Source organism: Prevotella sp. LMAG:51 (assembly GCF_008680225.1).
GTDB lineage: Bacteria > Bacteroidota > Bacteroidia > Bacteroidales > Bacteroidaceae > Prevotella > Prevotella pectinovora.
Genome location: NZ_NALQ01000023.1, coordinates 22,334 through 40,680, shown reverse-complemented (window position 1 = coordinate 40,680; position 18,347 = coordinate 22,334). Strand labels below are relative to the sequence as shown.

Here is an 18,347-nt window from a genome sequence, read left to right as displayed (position 1 = left end):
GGACCAAGGCTATCCTCATCTGCAACCCCAACAACCCCACCGGAAGCCTCTATACTCCAGAGGAGATGGACCAGATAAGAGACATGGTGAAGAAGCATGACCTGCTCCTCTTCTCCGACGAGGTGTACCGCGAGTTCGTGTATACCGAGAACCCGTATATCAGCGCAGGCAGTCTGAAGGGAATAGAGCAGAACGTGGTGATTCTCGACTCCGTGAGCAAGCGCTACAGTGAGTGTGGAGTGCGTATCGGAGCCCTTGTCACCAGAAACAAGGAAATCAGAGACACGGCGATTAAATTCTGCCAGGCCCGCGTGTCGCCTCCTCTCGTAGGCCAGATCGTCGCCGAAGCTTCGGTGGACACTCCCGACGAGTATTTCCGTGAGGTGTACGACGAATACGTGGAGCGCCGCAACTGTCTAATCAGCGGACTAAACGACATCCCCGGAGTATTCTCTCCCACACCGATGGGCGCCTTCTATACCGTGGCGAAGCTGCCGGTTGACGATGCCGACAAGTTCTGCAGCTGGTGTCTCTCATCGTTCAGCTATGAGGGCCAGACAGTCATGATGGCACCTGCCAGCGGCTTCTACATCACCCCCGGTGCCGGCCGCAACCAGGTAAGAATCGCCTACGTATTGAAGAAGGAAGACCTCGAAAAGGCCCTCGTGGTATTGCGCAAGGCCCTCGAGGCTTATCCCGGCAGAGTGGAGGAATAAAACCATATCTATCCTTTCGGAACTATACTATATTAATATCCCCATAATTTCCTCACAGTTGTGGATAGGAGGTTATGGGGTATTTATATGGTCGAAGAAATCTAAAGAGGTCTTCATGTTATTATTTTCTTGTTTATATTCTCTTTAACCACAGATCCATGAATCTGTCGTAGATGTGGTAGCCGTCATTGGTTCTATATACCAATTCCTTGTCTTCTAAAATCTTAAGAGCAGCCTTTACGCTGCTGGCTCCGCTCAATTTATGACCTTTGATGAACTTGCCTGCTGTCGGTTGTGCAACGATGCCGTCCTTGGCAATGGCTTTGAGAAGAGCAAACTGATTTTCTGTAAAGAACTGCGTCATGCTCTCATACTGCGGTTCTCTTCCCTCAAGGATGGAAAGGAGAGCGGCATTGACTTGCGACATGTTTTCGACTTGGCTTTCTGATTCGTAAAGGCGGTTCATAATGCATTGGATATACCAAGTATGCCCATCGAACTGCTGATAGACATGCTCGAAAATCTCTTTTGATAAGTCACCACCTTTCTGCTTAAAGAAGCTTTGGCAGAAGTTATAGTAAATGTCGCATTTCAGTGGCTTTAAGCCCATCATCTCTGTGCTTTGGTAGAATGGATGTTTTGGCGAGCCGAATATTTCAGCCATCAAATGTTGTTTGCTGCCAGAAAAGATAAAGTGGACATGTTGGGCGAACTGAATGTAGGAGCGAAGCAAAGCCTCCGTTCCCTTCTCCGGATATTCAGCTATCTGCTGAAATTCATCGATGGCGATATATACCTCTTTGCCACTCTCGTTGAGATAATTGAAGATGCTACGAATAGTAATATCTTCTTGTGTTGGTTCCACCGTGATGGAGACACTCGGTTCGCCTGTCAATGGATCCATGCTAAGCACTGGGCGTAAGGCACTGAAGAAAGCAATGGTCTTCTCGAAGAATGAGGCGTTCTTGCGCACAATGTCGTTGATGACCATAACGCCAAGTTGCTCCACAAAATCATTCAAGTTCTTGGTGGCGAAAATGTCAAGGTATAGGCATATGGCATCATTCTCTTCTTCCTTGAGATGGTAGAAGGTGTTCTTAATAAGTCCTGTCTTGCCAATCCTTCGAGGAGAGATGAGGGTAATATTTCTTCCGTTCTTCAAGTGGGAAAGTAAAGTCTTTGTTTCTGCCTCTCTATCGCAAAAATACTCAGGGCTTTCATAACCTTGATAGACGAAAGGATTCGCTAATTTCTTGTAACTTAGTGCCATACGCCATTACATGTTTTGTGTTACAACTTTTTTGTAATGACAAAGGTACGACTATTTCTTGAATATTTAAAAGAAAAAGGGCAGAAAGTTGGCTCATCCGACATTTGGAGTGATTTGAAGCGCGCATCACATCTAATAGCTCTGGCCTCAGACGGCTTTCACAACGAATAGTTAATTTAGCCGAGCGACCGCATCTGAGCGTAAATACTCACGTGTGTTATTTTTCACTCCAAATGTCGGATGATCCTCATTTTCTCACCCTAACGAGAACAATCATGCCCACCACAATGAAAGAGGAACCCTTCTCATTCAAACAGATTTCCTGTAGCTCTTGAGTAAGTCACCCTACATTGGTTACAAATGTCGGTCAATGTGGCGCCGCTTCCACTCAACGAGTAGAACACACTTTCGCCTACCAATACATACTCCCAGGTGCGATTCATCCTATCCTCAGGCTTCAGGGCATTGATTTTCTTAATCCATTCCACAGTAGCCGTCTGCTTCTGGCGCACATTCACATCATCCACCTTGTCATCGCCCTTGGTCTCAATCAGATAAATCTTATCAGCTGTAGCCACAATGAAATCAGGATGATACGTTGCCATCAAGCCGTCCTTTCTCACATAGAAGATGATGGCAAACGAATGGCCATTCTCATTGATTTTCAGGAATCTTTCCACCTCGGCATCCCTATCCAGAAACTCGATGAATGCCTTTTCCAGTCCTCCGCCGTGTGAAGGATAGCCCAATCGGGGATAGATGCACTTCCGCACCTCCATCGAGTAAGCCTCTCTCATCTTGATGGCTCTGAGCGAAGAGAATTCCGTATGGCTCACCTCTGCACCTATCGTGGTCAGCCGACTCTGCATCTTATATATGGCCACGGCAAACTGCTCCACGATGTGTTTGGTCACAATGCCATCCTTCGCCAACAATATCTTCCAGTCGCTTCCATGGAACGGGTCAAAAGGCATGGCGAACAGCTTCTCCCGGATGTACCAGTCCATAACCTGCACCGTTTGTGCCCCATTAATCTGAATGGTAGGGAAACCCTGGCGGCGACAATTCTCAAAGCGCAGGGTTACTACCCTCAGCAACTTCTGCAGATACTCATTATATCCGTTGGCATTGAAGAGATTGGCCGTCACCTTATACTTTCCAAAAGTAGTCTTGGTCAGAGATTCCTGCGATACGAAGGTCTCGCCCTCTTTTGCCAGGAACTTGCGGAGCAAAGGCAGCGGATACATCGTAAATGGGTGCAAATCATCCAAATCTATTTCTGCATCTTCAAATTCTTCGATGGAATCATGCAGAATAACCGGCCATTGGAAATCATATTTCTCGTAGTCCTCACGAAGACCCACGGTAAGAATATCGCCAGTGGCTCCTTCTGTACCAACATCTCCATCGTCTGTAGCCACCAATCCCTGTTCCTGCAAATCATCGTAGAACTTAATGAAAGCTGGATGCTCCACGATTGATAACGTGTCGATATAGGTGCGTGGCGGTTGATGGTTTTTCAGCACCCTCAGCCGATCTTCGCGCTTGATGTCGATGTAGTCGGGCTCTCGCCACATCAGTCGCAAGCCTCTGCCCACCAATTGCTCAAGGAGGATTGGTGCCTGCGAAGAACGCAGCGGAACGAGCACACAGATATTGTTGACGTCGAAGCCCTCACGTAGCATCAGCACCGAGATAACCACCTTCGGACTCTTATACCTATCTATATCGAAGAGCTTCTTCTTGATTTCCTGCCACTCCTCATCCTTCACCTCGCCCTGCTTGTTGCTGTCGATGGTAACGATGTCGTCTTCTCCCAAGCCTTCCGATTTCAGGAACTCCTCAACGAAAGGAGATACCGTGGTGTCTTGGCAGACAATGAGCATCTTGGGATTCTTCGACGGGTCCACTTTCAAGAATTCGTCTTCGAGTTTATTCAGTTTTGTCAGTCCTGCGCGAAGCATCATGCGCTGGCCTTCGCTCAACCCCACCACTTTACCTTGCTCATCACGCTCGGCGTTGTAATCCAGATTCTCCAGGTCGGTGAGTTCCTGGCGACGGTCGAGCAGCAGCAGCTTCACCAGTCCCTGCTTCATCGCCATCGGCAAGTCGAAATCTACGATGATATGTGGGAAGAAGAGTTTCACCTGCTTCTCTCCCGTTCCCTTCGTATCAAAAGGAGTGGCGGAGAAGTCCACCTGTATGAAGCGGGTGCCCTTGGTGGCGCTGATGGCATTCAAGCCTCTTTGCCATTCCACCTCCTCGGTTTCACCATTACGCTTGATTTCATGGATATGATGCGCCTCATCGTTGATTACCATCAAATCCTTTAACCCCGCCAGATATTCCAGTTCGGTGCCGCCCAAGGCACGGCGGTCGAGCATGCCGAGGTCGTTGCCCGCCGACTTGCCCGGTCGGACAGGCAACAGGTCGCTGACGATTTCGGCGGGCGTCACCGTGCTGGAATCGTCCACATCCTCATCCTGCTCCGTCTCTTCCATCTGATTTTCAAACAGATGCCAGTTGGTCAGGGCAATCAGTCCCTCGCCGGTGGTCTTCCTGCCGATGCCATCCTCCTTGGTCACCACATTGTTCTGGATGAACGAAAACACCTCGTCACGATAACGCTCGGGGATGAACACCTCCTGGTTCATGTAGTAGTCGTTGGTCTGAGGGTCGCGATATTCCTCGTCGCGCTTCTTTCTGCCACAGAAGGCGTCCAGCAGACGGTCGTAAACAATCAGGCCCGGAGCCACAATCAGGAACTTCTGCGTGAATCGTCCGCTCTCCACATCCTCATGCCGGGCATTCAGCATCTGCCAGATGATCAGGGCGTGCATCACCCACGTCTTTCCCGTGCCCGTAGCCATCTTCACCGCATACTTAGGCATCTGATATTTAGGCTTGGCAAGCTGAGCCAAATCGGCCCTATCCATCAGCTCCGGAATGATGCCCTGATAGGCATCCATTACGCAGTTTTCGCCCATCACTTCGTGCAGATAGATGATGTTGAGGATAGCCTGACGCTGACCCTCGTGGAAGTTTCTCTCACGCTCATTGCAAAAGCCCTCTCCAAACCAATAGTTTAAGAGCGAAGCGGTGGTTGGGGTCACCTTCTCCAGCATCTCCCCACTCTTCCAGGCGGCATTGACCACATCGGTGAGCCGATGCGCCAATTCCAAAGATATGTTAGTTGAATTGATTGTCATAGTTGTCATCTCCTATTCGTTCTTAGCACTTCACATCCAGGATAACCTGACTCTCGAATCCAAACACGTCAACGGCCTTGACACACACCTTGCGCTCAGCCTTATGGGGCATGTGCAATCGGGTGGAATATACGCAGTGCAGCGGGTCGCTGTCGTTATCCACGTTCTCACGATAATCCTGCCAGGTGCTGCGGAAAGTATCGCCGTCATAATCAGGGTCGATGCTCCAATATTCTATCAGCGAGAGAGGGTCCTGCTCCATCACCTGCTGCAACTTCTCCTTGTCCTTATCATCCAGCGGGATATTATCGGGCGAGAGCAGCACATAGTTGCTGAGACTGATGCTGAGTTCATCCTCGCCATTGCCGTTCACGGTTACCTCCACTGGGTTCACCACCAGATATTGCAAAGAAGAGAAGCGCACGGTTTTGTCGGCGATGAGCTTCTTGAAACCCTTCTTGGATAGCTTGTCGAGTAGATCGGGCGGAATCACCAGCACCTCTACATTGCTGTTCTTGTATTTCTCGATGGCTTGCGAGATGTCGAAGGCGAAGTTCCAGCCGAGCACGATCACTTTATCCCAGTCGCCGCCAAGCAGAGAAGCCTTGGCTTCCACGGCACGGCGAACGGTGGCGGCCGTGGTCAGGCGGTTTGGGCTATCCACCATCACCAGGTTTCGTGTGCCCTTGACGTAACCGAAGTTTCTGTCGCTCACCTGCTCTGGAGAGAATGGTAAGGCACCGAAGAGGCCTAAGACTACCTGAGAGAGATCGCCCACTCGGCGGAGTTTCTTGTTGTTATGGAAAGCCTCTTTCTGATAGTCGCCGATGCTCTGATAGAGGAACGGATTTACTTCCTGGTCGATGAAACGCTTGCGCATGACGAGGGATGCCGGCTTGCCAATGTCGCAGGTAATCCAGCGACGGCCCAGCTTTTCGGCAACCGCTGCTGTGGTGCCGCTGCCACCGAAGAAATCACAGACGAGGTCGCCTTCGTTGGAAGAAGCTGCGATAATACGAGTTAACAATTTACTTGGCTTTTGTGTTGCATAGCCAACACGCTCAGCATCCTCACGATTTAATTGTTCTATATCTATCCAATAATCTTCAGGTACCTTTCCTTCATCTACATAATAACGATAAATTTTACCACTTTTTTTATCAGTTTTCTCTTGGTATTCTCTTCCTTCATCATCAATTTTCGTACGCATATGCGTATTTAATTTACGCTGAACAATGACATCTTTATCCTTTCCGTTAAAAGTATAATTTGGCGATTTAGAATAAAGTAATATTGTATCATGTTTTCTTCCTCAAAAACTACTTCCCTTACCACCAATCGTATAACACCACATTATTTCGTTCAGAAATCTATTTTTCCCAAAGATATCATCAAGAATAATCTTCATATAAGCACCAATATGCCAATCAATGTGAACATAGATACTTCCTTTTTCTGAAAGCAATTCTTTCATAAGAACCAATCTTGGATAAATCATCTTCAAATACGAAATCGTACCTTCTTCCCATGTATCCGCATAAGCAAACTGTTCTATAACTGTTGGCTTTTGAGAAAAACTTGTATTTGGTAAAGTTATCGGAGTTCTATAATCCGCCTTCGAATCAAACGGCGGGTCGATGTAGATCAAATCCACTTTGCCTCTTAAAGAAGGCAAGCCCGTCTGAGGGTCTCCGGCAAGCAGCGCCTGCATGGTCAGGAGATTATCACCATACACCAGACGGTTCATCCAAGTTCCGCCATCAAGGGCATTATTAAAAGCATTAGGGATATTGGGAACTTGTCCACGGAAGAATCCGGAGACATCCTTGCGAGGCAACACCAGCTCATTGGTTTGCAACCCAATGCGTGTGCCACTGCTCAATCGCTCGATGATGCGCTGAGCCTCTTGCCTACCTTCGCTTGCAATGCGAGGTAGCTCCTCAATCAGAGATTTTGCCATAGCATTAAAGCATTATACGTTTTAATGCGAAAGCTTGTTATTCTTCTAAACGAAGATTCCGCCAAATACCCAAACGCAAAACGTGGACAGTTCAACTCATCCACGTTCAGAGGTACTTGGCGGAAACCCATGCATACAGACAAGCTGAACGCCCACGCATATCGCAGGCGTCCACTTGTTTATTCTGTACACATTCTTTCCACCGCCAAGTTTCCTGAACGTTTTCGAATAAACAGCAAACGCTATTATTTTAACCCACAAAAAATGGAATTCGCCTTGCACTCGGCTTGGCATCCTTCCGCAACAAAGTTAATACATATTTCTCGAATGGCAAAGCACAAGAATATTTTTTTGTGTTTTGCTGTGCAAAACATTATCGCTCGGTCTCTGGGTAGCGCAATGTGGTTAGTTGAAATCCATCATTCGTTTAGTCTGCACTTCCAAACAGGCGTGTTGTGATTTTTGGTCAGAAAAACACCATTTTCATGCTCAAAATCTCCCCCTGCCGTGGGGAATGAAACCCCACATTAGGGGGAATCGTTCCCCACGCCGTGGGGGATTTTTTGGCATGTGTCATATACCAGACATGTGAACACCTTCAGGACTTACTCTTCATGAGCATAATTCGCAATAGCTCGCTATTACTCATTAAAAGTCAAACAAAAATCCACTCTTCTAAAAGAGCAAAATCCAAGCAAGCCCTAACGACCGATTGGGGTTAAAGTCGCATCTGAAACCTCTATTTTGCAAAAGTCGGTATTTTGATGACATAAAGGAAGAATTTGTCTATAATAATTTGCAAGATGGAATAATTTTACTATTTTTGACACGGTTTTGAAAATGTCGCCTGCTTTGTGGCAGCATTGTGGCAGGCTGATGCTTAGACACCGATTAGAGATTAACGACATATTTATTTGCAGTGCTGCCTTAAATAAAACAATTTATCTATGAAGAATATCCACATGATTATTTCGGCGACGTTGTGTTCTCTCATGCTTCTGCCGTCAGTATCCTACGCCCAGAAAACACCGATGGGCAAGTTTGCCCGAGCGGCAATGAAGGCAATGCCGAGAACATCAGAATGCCACAGTCTGCCCAACCGTGCAGACGACGAGATTCCCACCAAGACAGTTGTAGACCAGCATTTCGACAAATGGACAGCAGGTACCAACGCCGAACCCGACACCAAGATGCTCGGAGGAGGCAGCGTGAACTATGTGCTGCCGGCAGACCTCATGGGAACTAAGGGCTGGACCGGCAATGAGGTATACCAGGCAGGACAGGCATGTGCGCTACGCATGTATGAGTCTGAATACGGTGGTCTTGCAGGAGGATTCATAAGCACACCGGAGATGGAACTCAGCGGAGACGTAGTGCTGAAGTTCCGCGCCAGATGTCTGAAAGCCGGCGACGAGGGCGTCATCCGTGTGGCACTGTGCGACAACAACGAAGGTCCCGTTGATGACCGTGATTTTGACATTTCCGACCAGTGGCAGGAATTCACCTTCGCCACTGACCAGGCCACATTCAATCCCAACAATATATTTCAGTTTTCTGCCGAGGAGGTAGACCTCCTGCTCGACGATATCGTGGTGACGCGCAAGGCCAACAAGATACCGGCGCCACAGGTGCTGCAACCAGTAAACAACTCTTCCACCTCGTTTACAGCCCGCTGGAGCCCCACTACGACGGCGAGTTCGTATCTCCTCAACGTATACCGCAAGGAGATGCCGGAACACTGTGTGGAGCCAGGCTCTCTGTCGGAGAATTTCGACGGTATCAACATCAACGCCGACGGCAAGACCATAAACCAGGACAACCCCGGCTATCCGGAGGGATGGACTATCAATCTGTCGGCACAAGGCTCACAGGATGTATACACATCCGAGGGCAACTACAGTTCGGCCCCATTGTCGCTCTGTCTTGATGCCGTGGGCGACGAAATCATTTCGCCCGAGACACCGGCCCCGATAACATCACTCTCGTTCTGGGTGAAACCGAGTAATATGGAGAATGAAACCGACTATACCTACTCATTGGTGCAGGTAGCCGTATACAACGAGAAAGACGGATGGATACCTATCGCCAATATGCCAAACTACTATATGCAGGCCGAAGGCGGACAATACTCGTTCACATCAGAACAGATAGGAGAAGGAATGACAAGGGTGAAGTTCTTCTTCATACAGAAAAACTCCGTCGACTTCGCCATCGACGATGTGAAGATAGACTATGCCACACAGCGAGTGCCGGTGACCCAGCTCGACAAGGAACTGACCGACACCTGCTACACCATGGACATCGACCCCAACTATGAATATTTCTACAATGTGAGAGCCAAGAACGGAAGCGTGGTGTCGAAGCCATCGCCCGACATGTGGGTAGACGGCATTCTCGGAGTGAAGGTGGAGGCAAAGGAGGCAACGAATGTCACCGAAACCTCGTTCACGGCAAACTGGACGGAGCTGAACAATGCCGACAGATACAAGCTCAACATCATGAAGGTGCTGCAGCCCAAAGAGGATATGCAGAATGTGGTGGTTCTGAGCGAGGACTTCAACAAGATTGACCAGGGCACCATAGACAATCCTTATAACCCATACACATATGTGTTCAATCTGGCTGAAAACGGATACACAACGACGGAATGGCTCCTGCAGTTGCCTTATCTGGCTGATGGAATGGCAGGAGCACAGCAGACCAACGTGTGGATGGGTCTGGCAGGACTCGTTACATCGCCGCACCTCGACCTCACCTGCGACGGCGGAGCGTTTGATGTAGACGTGAAGGCATACAACACGTTTGCCAGCGACACTCTCTTCGTGATGCTCCTGAAAGACTACACCGACAATGTAGCCACCGACCATCGCATCATGCCGCTCACGCTGAATGGCACGGGAATGACATCTGCCACAATCCACTTCGACGCTACCGACAACAAGAACCTGCGTGAGAACGTCATCCTGGCATTCATGAGCATGTATGGCCAACCTTTCTTCATCGATGAGGTAACCATCCGCCAGAATGTGCGCAAGGGCGAGACTCTCATAGCTCCGTATTCGGTGATGTATCCGAAAGGAAGCGGTTTCAACGTGACGGATCTCGACCCGCAGTATACTTATGCCTATGATGTTACGGCGATGAGGACCAAGGATTACACTAACTATGTATCTGAAACTTCAGAACGGGTGTATGTGAATGGCATAGAAACCGCAGTAGGCAGTGTCTCAACCGGCAGCAACGCCCTTGATATCAGAGTGGCCCACGGTAGCATCTCATTGTCTACAGACTATGACTCAGCTGATGTATACGACATGCAGGGCAAGACAGTGGCAACTGTTCCGGCTGGTCGTCATGCCGTCAGCCTTGCTCCCGGCGTGTATATCGTGAAGGCCGGAGAGAAGACAGTCAAGGTGGTAGTGCCATAACCTCTGCTCGGCTGATAAGAAAACAAGGCAGGTAGCTATATCCTTTTGTGTTTACATAACCTGATACCTGCCTATAATAAAATCCCCCGATTCTGTCCATTCTGGGACAGGTCGGGGGATTTCTATAGTATCCTTCCGTCAGAAACATCCTCATGGCGTTCTATACTTCTGGCAGAAACATCCTTATGGCATTCTATCCTTCCGGCAGGAACATCCTCATGGCGTTTGCTGTGGTGTGGCGGTCTATTTCCTCGGGGGAGATGCCGTAGGCAAGGGCGAGGCGGTCTCTTACGTATGCCACATAGGCACTCTCGTTGCGCTTACCGCGCATCGGCACGGGAGCCATGTATGGAGCGTCGGTCTCGAGCACGATGCGGTCGAGGGGGATGTGGGGCACCACTTCAGGCAGATGGCTCTTCTTGAATGTCAGCACACCGCCGATGCCGATGTTGAAATTGCCGAACGACAGCAGCTGTTCTGCCTCCCGCTCGTTGCCCGTGAAGCAGTGGAACACTCCTCCGCGGCGCAGTTCCCGTTCGTAGCGGCGCAGTATTCCCACCATCTCGTTCTGTGCCTTGCGGCAGTGTATCATCAGCGGCAGGTCGGCCTCTATCGACCATCTCACCTGCTCCTCGAAAGCCTCCAGCTGCTCTTTCTCGAATTCGCGGCTCCAATAGAAGTCCAGTCCCACCTCGCCGATGGCGATGAACGGAGGGTTGTCTGCCGACGGTGCTTTCTGCCTCTGCTCGTCGAGAATCCGGCGCATCTGGCCTACTGCGTCTTTCCAGTCCTCTTTCACCTCCTCCGGGTGGAGACCTATCATGGGGTAGGCGTAGCCCGGAAACTGCCGGCATGTGTCCACCACGCTGCCGATGCTCTTGAGGTCGATTGCCGGCACGAAGATTTTCTCCACTCCGGCATCCTGTGCCCGCTGTATGGCCAGCGCGCGGTCTTCGGCGAATTCCTCGCCGTCGATATGAGTATGCGTGTCAATCATTGTTCATTCTCCTGTTTGTTTTCCTTTTCCTTCTCCTGCATCTTGCGTTTCTCCTTGCGGCGCATGTAGTAACGTATGCCGAAGCGCTCACAGTCGGCCACTCGGTCTATCACGAGTTTTCCCTCCTCGCTGAAGTGCGCCTCTATCTGGTCCCAGATGCGCAGTATCAGTTCGTCGATTTCGGGTCGTATCTCCTTGAGCCGTTGCTCCATTTCGCTTGTGCGTTTCTGCAGCGCCTTCTGCTTGTCGTAAGCCTCCTTGAAGATGTCGAAGTGGGTCTCCACCATTCCTATCGTGGGGTTGTAAATCGGTCTGCCACCCTTCTTCACGCGGTTTTTCTCTCCGCTGATGATTTTCGGTCCCCATTCCGTTATCGACCCTATGCTGTTGTCCACGGGAATCATGGTGGCGGTCTCCTCCAGTCCGTAGAGTTTCAGGTTAGAGCGCTTTATCTCCCCTCTTGTCACAGCCATGAGCAACACCTGCATGAAGTGGCTCTCATACATGTAAGCCTTTTTCTGCAGCTGGTCTATTTTCGTTCCGCTCCGCCATTGCGCCTTTTTGTCCACCTCGTATTGCGTCACTGCCGTGAGCAGCTTGTCGTAGCAGGTGCGCGCCTGGTTTATGTCTTTCCATTCCAGAAACCTGTCGCGGGCCATGTATATGTCGTTGTTGTCGAGCAGCGTCTTCAGTGCACTGAGTCTCGACTTGTCGGTATTGGGGAGTCTTCTGTATGGCATTTCCTCTCTTTTTGTGGGTGTTTCGTTATTTCTTTCTGTTCATCATTCTCTCGGTGTATTCGCGCAACACCGCCTTGCGGTCGTCGCTCACCGAGAGTTCGTCGAGATGCTGTCTGCTCTGTTCGAAGTATTCCTTTATCCTCTGTTCGGCGAGCTTGTCGATTCCGAGCCTGTTGTAAATCTCCGTCACGGCAGCAATCTTCTCTGCCGGATCGAATTCCGTCGCCGTGGTCCATCTCTCCAGTTCGCCACGCGTCCCGGCGTCGGCTCTGTTGAAGGCGTTGATGAGCATGAAGGTCTTCTTGTTTGATGTGATGTCGCCGCCGATAGCCTTTCCGAACACCTTCGGGTCGCCATACACGTCGAGCAGGTCGTCCTGCAGCTGGAACGCCAGTCCCACCTTCTCTCCGAAGGCATACAGAGCGTTGGCGTCGGCATCCGAAGCCCCAGCCACCACGGCACCCATCTTGAGTGCGCAAGCCAGCAATACGCTTGTCTTCAATCGTATCATCTCGATGTATTCCTCCTCAGCCACATCGTTGCGCGTTTCGAATTCCATGTCGAACTGCTGTCCTTCGCTCACCTCCAGTGCCGTTTCGGTGAAGAGGTCGAGAGCGGGCTTGAGATATTTGGTGTCGCATTTCGCCAGGTGTTCGTATGCCAATACGAGCATTGTGTCGCCGGAGAGGATCGCCGTGTTGTCGTCCCATTTCTTGTGTACGGTGGGTCTGCCACGCCTCATGTCCGCCTTGTCCATGAGGTCGTCGTGTAGCAGTGTGTAGTTGTGGTAGGTCTCCAGTGCCGTAGCCACGGGCAGTATTCTGTCCACGTCGTCGTGGAAGAGGTTGTATGCCATGAGCACGAACGACGGGCGTATGCGTTTTCCGCCGGCGGCGAGCACATATTCTATCGGGTCGTAGAGCGACTTTGGTTTTCTCTCGTAGGGAAGTGATGCGATGTATGCGTTCACTTTCTCCTGTATTTCGGTTGCTGTCAGCATAATTATGTTTTTTTGTTAGGTTTATCGTATTTATATATATGTTACTTATTCAAGTTTTGCAAATCTCTCATTTGTTGAATGGGGGAGTGCCCCAAGCACTCGCAAATCCTCTGAAATCCATATAGAAATCCAAAGATTTCAGGTCAAAAAATAATCCGTGAAAGATTAATCCGTGTTCCTCGGTGTTATCTGTGTTTTGTTTTTTTTGACCTGTGGCCATCGCCGAAGGCTGATGGACACTATATGCTTTCACACTGGAATCCTTTCCCTCCTTTGACATCGTGTCCACAGCCTTCGGCGTGGACAAATCAAAGAAAAAACACGGATATCACGGACTTTGCACGGATTGGTCTTCACGGATTTTTTTCTTTGATATTATTTTGCCAATGAGTCTTGGATTCGGTTGGGATTTTTCCGGATTTGGAGCACTATGGTGCTCGCTGCTTCCAGACGACATCAGCCAATGGTTTTGCCAATGAACATCAGCCCCCTCTCGTTCTCAAACCCATCCTAACCTTCCCCAAGGGAAGGGTCAAGTTACTCTGCTTTGTCAAAGACTTCAGATAATCACATCAGCCAATCACATCAGTCAATCACTTCAGCCCCCTCTCGTTCTCCCCCGTAGGGGAGATGCAGATTACCTTGCGCTGTTATTTCCCTTGTGGAGATGCAGGTTACCTTGCATTGTTATTTCCACTTTGGGACGATACAGGTTAGTCTTGCTTTATGACAAACCGATGACAGTCAGTCTGCCAATGGTATCAGTCCCTCCCCTACGGGGGAGGCTAGGTGGGGGCTGATGACATTTAGTCGGAGTAACCAGTTCCTTCCCTTGGGGAAGGTTAGGATGGGTTGTCCCTTTGGGAAGGTTAGGATGGGTTGTCCCTTTGGGAAGGTTAGGATGGGTCTGCGGTTATGATGGGTCTGCGGTCAGGTGTGGCTGACACCAGACCTATGCATCGTTCTGCATCCTTATTCTCCATTCCTGCGGAAAGAGGTTGTTGGTGCGGTTGCCCAGGTTTTTCACGAATCCCAGGTTCAGCCCCTGATACCCCACAGCCACGAATCCGCGCGGTGTGTCAGGCGGCAACTGTATCGGCTCGCGTCTGAGATAGGCAATCGCAGTGTCGCGGTCGAGTTCCGCCGTGGCGAAGGCTTCCGGGTTGAATGCCGTTGAGAGGGCGAGACCTTCGGCAGGTATGATGTCCTTGCCCTTCGGCTCTCCCAGTTCGATGCCGGCATGCATCACGCGCAGCTTCTCCATTGCGGTGTCATACACGTTGCGCCACTGTTTCCTCACCGCCACGAAGCGCTGTCCGAGCGTGGTGATGCTGAAGTCCTCGTTTCCCTTTATCCATCCGCTCATCTCCTTAGCCCCCTTCACGGACTGTTCTGCCGACGCCTTTCCGCATCGTTTCTGCTTCTTGTCCTTTTTCGTTGCCGAGGAGTCGAGCATACTGATTGTGGTCTGCTGAGAGGCATCGCTTCCCGTCTGTCGCAGAGCCGCCATATACAGACCTTCTGATCGGGTCTCGCCCGGAATGAAATGCCTCTCGGAGAGCTTTTCCATCTGCCATTCAGAGCAGATGAAGTCCACGTTCTCCTCATCCTCCTGCCTGTTGTATGTGCAGGTGGAGTATACTAGCAGTCCGCCGTTTCTCAGACACGGCATGATGTCGGTGATAATCTCCCGTTGCAGTGCGGCACATTTTTTCACGTTAGCCACCGACCATTCCCTTATCGCCCCCTCGTCTTTGCGGAACATCCCTTCGCCGGAGCAGGGCACGTCGGCGAGTATCACGTCAAACTGCAGTCTGCTGCGCTGGTAGTCGATGGCATAGTTGTTTGTCACTATCACGTCGGGGTGTCCGAACTTCTGTATGTTCTCCATCAGGATGTTTGCCCTGGGGCGCATCGGCTCGTTGGTCATCAGTAGACTTCCCTCGGGCAGCACACTGCGCATGGCGGTGGACTTCCCTCCCGGTGCGGCACACAGGTCGAGCACCATCAGCGGACGGTCGGCGGGTGCGTGGTCGCGTATCACCTGGGTGATATACATCGAGGCAGCCTCCTGCACGTAGTATGCTCCGGCGTGTAGCAGGGGGTCGAGAGTGAACATCGGCCTCTCCTTGAGATAGCGTCCCTCCCGACACCATTCCACGGGCTCGTCTTCCTCTGCCGGCAGTGCCATGCTGTCGGAGCGGAATTTCATCGGGTTCAGTCTCACGCTCACCGGCGGTTCCTCACCCATGGCTTCAGCAAAACGCGTCCACCGCTGCTCTCCCATGATTTCCCGGGTGTATGTGGAGAACTCCTCTGGTAGTGTTGTCTTCGGCGTGGTGGTCATCGTGTGGTGTTATGTTTTTTTTGTTATGATTCCTATTTGTTTATCCCAAATCGGGCGTTAGGGCTTGCTCGGATTTTGGTATTTTAGAAGTGTGGATTTTGTTTGGCTTTTAATGAGTAATAGCGAGCTATTGCGAATTAAAAACGGACAAAAGACGCCTTATAAAAAGCAAAAGACTGCAAGCAGTTATCAAATACTACCATTGAACGGCCTAATGACCGTTTTGGGGTTATATCCGTGTCCTGCTGCCGCTGGAGTCATGGGGAGACTTTGTTGGCATATTGCTGATGCCGTTGGCAAGGTTCCTCCTCGGCAGTGCTCCGATTATTCGCTTGGCGTCGGTTGTTGAGGCTTCGCAAAATGACAGCAGGGATTTCTAAGAATTTACAAATATAGTGTTTTTCTCCTTCATATCGCCCGTTCGGCGGAAAGAAAATGATGTTTGAATCCGTTTTTAACAAATATTCAAGCCCTGATGACCGATTTATAAGTATGGTGGCTACAAAGAAAAGGAAGTACAGCCCTCAAGAATGTGACACTAAGAATAAGTCGTTTCCTGTTACTTGCTTATTTATCTTTCTATCATACATATTATTATATAGCCCATAAGGCGTGATGAAGGTTGGAATGAGAGTTTTGGTTGTCTTCGTCACCTTCTTAAACACCTTTAACCTAAATCGCTAATTAGACCGTTCAATGTAGTAATCAATTTTTCATCTTTGTGCACCTGATATCGGGCTTCACAGTGTTTGTCTGTAAAAGGAAATATCCATTTGATGAAGATTCAGGGTTGACACGATGCCGAAGTCAGGGTGTATTTCTGTCAATACTGATAAATCATAAAAAATAATGGTGGTGGGGGAAGATGGTTTCCTTCATTTTGTCGTTTTTTCTTGGCGTGTTTATGCTAAAAATGTATGAAAGACATAATCAGGACCTCATATTGGGCTACAAGTCTTTTAGTAAATGAAGGAAATTTATTATCTTTGCATTACTTGGAAGAATCTACCATTCGTCCGTGGCTCATATAAATTCAAGAGATATGGAAATTGATAATCTGATCAGCGAATGCACTGCATACGACTACAAGGTAATGCTTGAAGAGAAGAAACCTAAGAGTTAGCTGAAAGGCGTAAGCGCTTTTGCCAATGGCTTGGGTGGTTCCCTTTTCTTTGGCATTGATAATGATGGTATCGTCAAAGGGACTCACACGCATCTGCAATGAGACCAAAGCCTTGGAAGGTTATAAGGACGAGCTAAAACCCATGTTCAAATCAACTCCAACCCAATTCCAGACCATCATCTTCGCCTCTTCCGACACTCCGAATGTCGGAGACCATGACGGAGACGTGTCGGAGATGAAACTCACTGAACGTCAACGGAGAATTCTCAATCTCATCAAAGAGTCTCCGACAATCACCGGCAAGAAAATGTCGGAGACTTTGTCGGTGAGCCAACGCACCATCGAACGTGACCTTTCAGCTTTGCAAAAGAAAGGCATTATAAAGCATGAAGGCAAGGATAATGATGGCATGTGGTTTCTTGTAAAATAATAATATTATGAATATCAAAGATGTACATTTGTCAGGAGGTTCGCATGTCGTAATATTAGGTGCAGGTGCAAGCATTGCGTCTGCACTCAGAAATCCAGAAAAGCATGGTTTAAGTTTGCCATCTATGAATGATTTACCGAAAGTCTGTGGATTGGATGGAGTTTTGAATAAATTTCCAGAGAATCTTATGTGTGATAACTTCGAAGCGACGTATAGTAATTTGGTAGGGTGTCCAGTTCCATGTTCCTGTTTTTAGTATCAAAAACAATGTAACAACCATCTAAATCATTGATAATCATTCGCTAAGTAAAATATAATCGTGAGTTAATTCACAGCTGATATTTTGATAGTTATATTTGTATTATATTTTATATCTTATTTACTGATTCTTAAGGAGTTAAGTTACAAGAACGCACTCAAAAACGAGAACATAGAATTGGACACCCTATATAATAACTTGGTATGATTTGAGTGAGAAAAAATATGAGGCTCAAATCATGCCAAGTTTTTTTTCACCGTCACCAAGCCACGGAGCGGTCATCAGTTCTGTGGCTTTTGCTATACGTTCCTTTACAAGCGTTTCATATAATACTTTTGTACCATTTTGGGGCACGGTGCTTGCCCACTTGGGGCAAGCACGTTACCCAACATGGGCAAGCACGTTACCCAACATGGGCAAGCACGTTACCCAACATGGGCAAGCACGTTACCCCACTTGGGCACGTTTGCTGCACGGATGTTGCCCATTTGTCCCCAATATGGCAGACTCCGTTTGGGCTTTTTAAAAAAGACTGAATTTCACTTGTCCTCTTGTTGTTTTAGACGAACCAAGAGTATCTGTCCATCCCCCGAAGGGGAGGGACAGATACTCTGCTACTGAATTCAGTCAATCACTTCAGCCCCCACCTAGCCTCCCCCGAAGGGGAGGGACAGTTACTCTGCTACTGAATTCAGTCAATCTCTTCAGCCCCCACCTAGCCTCCCCCGAAGGGGAGGGACAGATACTCTGCTTTGTCAAAGACTGTTGGATGCAGGTTACTCTAGTTAATGATAAGTCACCGATAATCAGATTACTGTGGGTAATAATCAAATTGCCATGGGTAATAATCAGATAGCCAATGGTATCA

At 49.1% G+C, this 18,347-nt stretch carries 9 protein-coding genes and 2 pseudogenes; 4 read left to right on the top strand and 7 right to left on the bottom strand.

From position 1 onward, the window contains the following. Positions 1 to 716: aminotransferase class I/II-fold pyridoxal phosphate-dependent enzyme (locus CCC32_RS08960; RefSeq protein ID WP_287073879.1), on the top strand; the 716-nt coding region annotated here is incomplete at its 5' end. Between the two features lie 133 nt (positions 717 to 849). Here the strand turns inward: CCC32_RS08960 and CCC32_RS08955 are convergent. The 3 genes and pseudogenes from CCC32_RS08955 to CCC32_RS08945 form a co-directional block, all read right to left on the bottom strand. Beyond that, a complete protein-coding gene (locus CCC32_RS08955) occupies positions 850 to 1,986 on the bottom strand; it encodes an AAA family ATPase (RefSeq protein ID WP_287073876.1) in 1,137 nt (378 codons plus the stop codon). 305 nt (positions 1,987 to 2,291) lie between these two features. Continuing rightward, positions 2,292 to 5,195: a DEAD/DEAH box helicase family protein gene (locus CCC32_RS08950; protein ID WP_287073873.1), complete on the bottom strand. Its 2,904-nt coding sequence runs from the start codon at positions 5,193 to 5,195 to the stop codon at positions 2,292 to 2,294. Positions 5,196 to 5,217: 22 nt separating this feature from the next. After that, positions 5,218 to 6,906, bottom strand: a pseudogene (locus tag CCC32_RS08945) (DNA methyltransferase). Between the two features lie 1,196 nt (positions 6,907 to 8,102). Here CCC32_RS08945 and CCC32_RS08940 point away from each other — a divergent pair. After that, complete coding sequence (locus CCC32_RS08940; protein ID WP_287073869.1) at positions 8,103 to 10,583, top strand: T9SS C-terminal target domain-containing protein; 2,481 nt, start codon at positions 8,103 to 8,105, stop codon at positions 10,581 to 10,583. Positions 10,584 to 10,776: 193 nt separating this feature from the next. On the opposite strand, the gene CCC32_RS08935 is transcribed toward CCC32_RS08940, so the two are convergent. From CCC32_RS08935 to CCC32_RS08920, 4 genes are all read right to left on the bottom strand, one after another. After that, positions 10,777 to 11,580 carry a TatD family hydrolase gene (locus tag CCC32_RS08935; protein WP_287073867.1) on the bottom strand — a complete coding sequence of 268 codons (804 nt, stop codon included), beginning with the start codon at positions 11,578 to 11,580 and terminating at the stop codon, positions 10,777 to 10,779. Continuing rightward, positions 11,577 to 12,320, bottom strand: a complete 744-nt coding sequence (locus tag CCC32_RS08930) for a hypothetical protein (protein ID WP_022316528.1) — start codon at positions 12,318 to 12,320, stop codon at positions 11,577 to 11,579. Before CCC32_RS08930 ends, CCC32_RS08935 begins: the two co-directional genes overlap by 4 nt. Before the next feature lie 25 nt (positions 12,321 to 12,345). Further along, positions 12,346 to 13,320 carry a polyprenyl synthetase family protein gene (locus CCC32_RS08925; protein WP_287073864.1) on the bottom strand — a complete coding sequence of 325 codons (975 nt, stop codon included), beginning with the start codon at positions 13,318 to 13,320 and terminating at the stop codon, positions 12,346 to 12,348. 952 nt (positions 13,321 to 14,272) lie between these two features. Then, a complete protein-coding gene (locus CCC32_RS08920; RefSeq protein WP_287073861.1) occupies positions 14,273 to 15,667 on the bottom strand; it encodes a methyltransferase RsmF C-terminal domain-like protein in 1,395 nt (464 codons plus the stop codon). A 1,042-nt stretch (positions 15,668 to 16,709) separates the two neighbouring features. Here CCC32_RS08920 and CCC32_RS08915 point away from each other — a divergent pair. Continuing rightward, positions 16,710 to 16,871 (top strand): annotated as a pseudogene (locus tag CCC32_RS08915) (AlbA family DNA-binding domain-containing protein); the annotation flags it as partial. After that, on the top strand, positions 16,816 to 17,220 hold the full coding sequence (locus CCC32_RS12715) for an HTH domain-containing protein (protein WP_353756413.1): 405 nt from the start codon (positions 16,816 to 16,818) through the stop codon (positions 17,218 to 17,220). The pseudogene CCC32_RS08915 and the gene CCC32_RS12715, both read left to right, overlap by 56 nt. Positions 17,221 to 18,347 lie beyond the last annotated feature (1,127 nt).

Coding starts and splice junctions, on each gene's coding strand:
- CCC32_RS08955 (WP_287073876.1), bottom strand. CDS start 1,986: ATGGCACTAAGTTACAAGAAATTAGCGAATCCTTTCGTCTATCAAGGT.
- CCC32_RS08950 (WP_287073873.1), bottom strand. CDS start 5,195: ATGACAATCAATTCAACTAACATATCTTTGGAATTGGCGCATCGGCTC.
- CCC32_RS08940 (WP_287073869.1), top strand. CDS start 8,103: ATGAAGAATATCCACATGATTATTTCGGCGACGTTGTGTTCTCTCATG.
- CCC32_RS08935 (WP_287073867.1), bottom strand. CDS start 11,580: ATGATTGACACGCATACTCATATCGACGGCGAGGAATTCGCCGAAGAC.
- CCC32_RS08930 (WP_022316528.1), bottom strand. CDS start 12,320: ATGCCATACAGAAGACTCCCCAATACCGACAAGTCGAGACTCAGTGCA.
- CCC32_RS08925 (WP_287073864.1), bottom strand. CDS start 13,320: ATGCTGACAGCAACCGAAATACAGGAGAAAGTGAACGCATACATCGCA.
- CCC32_RS08920 (WP_287073861.1), bottom strand. CDS start 15,667: ATGACCACCACGCCGAAGACAACACTACCAGAGGAGTTCTCCACATAC.
- CCC32_RS12715 (WP_353756413.1), top strand. CDS start 16,816: ATGGCTTGGGTGGTTCCCTTTTCTTTGGCATTGATAATGATGGTATCG.